We start from the raw sequence: 3179 nt of genomic DNA on the forward strand, positions 1-3179 counted from the left end.
GGCCAGCTCCAGCCCGTTGTCGAAGTACTGCTGGTAGCGGATGGCAAAATCCACACGCTGGTTTTCTTTCGAGGATTCGTACTGCGCGTTATCGGACACCGGCAAAGGTGTACGCGGACGCCCCTCTTCACCCGCGTAGGTACGCTCACGGAAACCCGGCAGAACGAACACATCAACGATCCCCCAGTCCCGTACCGTGGACAGGTTAATCATGGGCTGGCCGAGTTTTTCCTCACCATCCACCTGATCCACCTGATCGGTCTGGTTGATGATATCCACCAGGTGGCGCCCTTCGGTAACGCCCCAGAACACCTTGCGAATGCCCACCCGGGATTCCCAGCCATCACCCACATGAATCCAGGACAGCTCGCGAATATCCCAGTGGGTTCGCTCTGTATCGTGTTCGTCCACCCGGGCATAGGGGATAAAGGTGAACAGGTCATCACGATTGTTCCACTCATGGAGTATTTCCGGCTTGATGTAGCCGGAAGCGTTCGTGGAATAATCCGCCCGGGCATAGGGAGAGTCCTGAGTAAAATAACGCCCTTCCAGCGCCACTTCACCGCGAAATTCCCACGCAGAGGAGATGAGTGGCACTGCCAGCAGCGATGCCGTAACCAGCCAGTTCTTCATGTTTTTGGCGGAAGAAATCAACGGGCGCGTTTCAGGCTGTTCTTGTTGAAGTCTGACTCACTCAGCCCCGTGTCATAGCGGTAGTTGCTCCAGAACAGATCCGTGGATTTCCCTGTCTGGTGATTGACCATGGACATCTTGCCGGGCTGCCAGTACTTGTCCTGGTACTGTGAAAAATCACTGGCGGTGAGCGTCTTGAGCAGGCTTTTCTTGCGATCGTAATAGTCCACTTTCCAGGTCCGGTATTCCTGTTGGTCAATCCAGGAAACCTGGCGGGTGTAGCCCGAATCCTCATCTTGCGGGTAACGCTCGACCACGAAACAGGTCAGTTCGCCGCAGGGTTCATCGCGCAGGTACTTGTAGGTGTACTTTTCCACCTCCTGCCCGCGCATGTCTTCAAAACTGAATTCACTGCCCATGAAAGGGCCGGATTTGTTCCGTGAGGCAATGGTTTTCACCCGGCGCAGCGCGGGCAGGTACAGCCATTGGTCGTCGTCACGGGTCTTGTAGCTGAACGTAAGCATGGCGGTGCCGCGCACGTCACGGGGGGTATCGAAGATGGTCAGGCTCTTGTCGCCCTCTTCCTCACCGGTTCCTTCCAGCGTCTTGACGCGCAGCTCGCGCTCCGAGGTCTGGCCACTCTTGCTGATCAGAACCATCTTCATGTCGGCCTGAAAGTCCCCAAAGCCCTCGCCACGGCTATCCGCCTCCCGGGCGATCTCCAGGCCTTTCTCTTCCGGGGTCTGGGCCAATACGACGGGCGCGGCCAGGGCCATTAGCAAAGCGGCGGGCAGTAAACGGACGTTCATGGAGCTCCTCGCGGTATACATGTCTGGGGCTGCACCGGCAAAGCGGGCAACAGCATGTTTACCATGATAGCGATCCAGACAAAAACGGCGATGCCCAAAGAGGCCAAAAAATAGTTGGAAGTGGATAGTCGACAGTTGACAGCTACGCGCCCCTACGATGCTTCTGGTTTCCAACATAAGAGGCCGCACCCGTTTTCCGGGCGCGGCCTCTTACGTTGGAGCGAATGAAAGTGTTCAGTCGCGCACTGCCAACTGTCCATTATCAACTGTCACCTGACCTTTGACCTTCACCACTCTTCCAGATAGCCCATGCAATGCTCCACCAGCTCTCCCACCCGGGTCACACTGTCGGCAAGGCGCTGGAGATCCCCTTCGGCCAAAGGCGCGTAACGGTCCTCGGCCATCAGGTTGAGAGCATTCTCTTCGCTGGGCGGCGCCGGACGGCGAGCCAGGCCTGCTGCGCCCAGTGCGGTCTGCATTTCCCCGTCCAGCCAGGCGATTAAATCCCCCCGATCGGCACGGGCGCGGGCCAGAATAGCGATCTCCGGGGCTTCAACCCCCGCATCCCGAAAGGCCTGCTCCAGCGCCGCCAGGCTGAACAAGGTGTCCGCACCGTCTACCTGAAAGGTCTTGCCGGATTGTCGCGCCAGCCCCACCAGCACCGAATACAGATGAAACACCACCGCACCGCGTAACGCCAGGCGCACGGTGGGCGCGGCCTCGACCTGCTCGTGGGTCAGTTGGCGTAACAGGGCGTTGGCAAAGTAGATCCGCTCGCGTAAACCGCTAACAGTATTGTCTCGAACCATTCTGGACATAAATCACTCCGCTGCACGCACCACGCGACACGCAGGCTATCGCCTGCATGCGTGAAGCGTGATGCTTGCTGGATTACTTCTTGGCGGCGGCTTTTTTGGCCGGAGCTTTCTTTTTCGCTGCTTTTTTCTTGGCGGCCGCCTTCTTCTTCGCGGGGGCTTTTTTCTTGGTCTGCTCTTCGACCCATTTGCCATCGCGGTAGAAGGCCATCCAGCCAGTGGCCTTGCCGTCAATTTCGCTCATCACATACTGCTCTTTGGCCTTGCGGCTGTAGCGCAGCACCCCTTTGTTGCCGTCAGGATCCTCAGCAGGGGCCTCGGCCAGATAAGCGTGTTTCGGGTCCAGCTGCTTGGCCACGCTCTGAATTTCTTCGATCAGCGGCGGGCGCGTTTCCCGGTTTTTCGGGAACTTGCTGGCGGCCAGGAACAGGCCGGAGGCTCCATCGCGCAGTAAGTAATGATCATCCACTTTCTGGCATTGCAAGTGCGGCATGGGAATCGGGTCAGCCCGCGGCGGAGCCGGTTCGCCACTCTTGAGCAGCTTGCGGGTGTTGCCGCACTCGTCATTGGTGCACTTGAAGAACTTGCCAAACCGGCCGGTGCGCAGCTGCATCTCATTAGCGCACTTCTCACATTCCAGTACCGGGCCATCGTAACCCTTGATACGGAATTCGCCCTTCTCGACCACATAACCATCACAATCCGGGTTGTTACCACAGATATGCAGCTTGCGCTTTTCGTCGATCAGGTAATTTTCCATGGCGGTGCCACACTTCTGGCACCGTTTTTTGCTGCGCAGTTCGTTGGTTTCCGCTTCGTCATCGTCATCCGCTTTTACCGCTTCGGCTTCTTCACCGGGCAGCAGATTCATGGTGGCGGTGCAGCGCTCTTTCGGCGGTAGCCCGTAGCCGGAACAGCCCAG

Annotated in this window: 2 protein-coding genes and 2 pseudogenes; all 4 read right to left on the reverse strand. The window is 58.0% G+C overall.

Translation table 11 applies throughout. The annotated features are described in order from the left end of the window. Positions 1 to 633, reverse strand: a pseudogene (locus tag A3730_RS21660) (hypothetical protein); the annotation flags it as partial. A gap of 17 nt (positions 634 to 650) precedes the next feature. Continuing rightward, a complete protein-coding gene (locus tag A3730_RS21665; RefSeq protein ID WP_063521196.1) occupies positions 651 to 1442 on the reverse strand; it encodes an outer membrane lipoprotein-sorting protein in 792 nt (263 codons plus the stop codon). 287 nt (positions 1443 to 1729) lie between these two features. Then, positions 1730 to 2260 (reverse strand): hypothetical protein, encoded by a 531-nt coding sequence (locus A3730_RS21670; RefSeq protein ID WP_063521427.1) that lies wholly within the window; start codon positions 2258 to 2260, stop codon positions 1730 to 1732. Positions 2261 to 2333: 73 nt separating this feature from the next. Then, positions 2334 to 3179: pseudogene (locus tag A3730_RS32045) on the reverse strand (topoisomerase DNA-binding C4 zinc finger domain-containing protein); the annotation flags it as partial.

This window comes from Alcanivorax sp. HI0044, from assembly GCF_001634945.1.

Coding starts and splice junctions, on each gene's coding strand:
- A3730_RS21665 (WP_063521196.1), bottom strand. CDS start 1,442: ATGAACGTCCGTTTACTGCCCGCCGCTTTGCTAATGGCCCTGGCCGCG.
- A3730_RS21670 (WP_063521427.1), bottom strand. CDS start 2,260: ATGTCCAGAATGGTTCGAGACAATACTGTTAGCGGTTTACGCGAGCGG.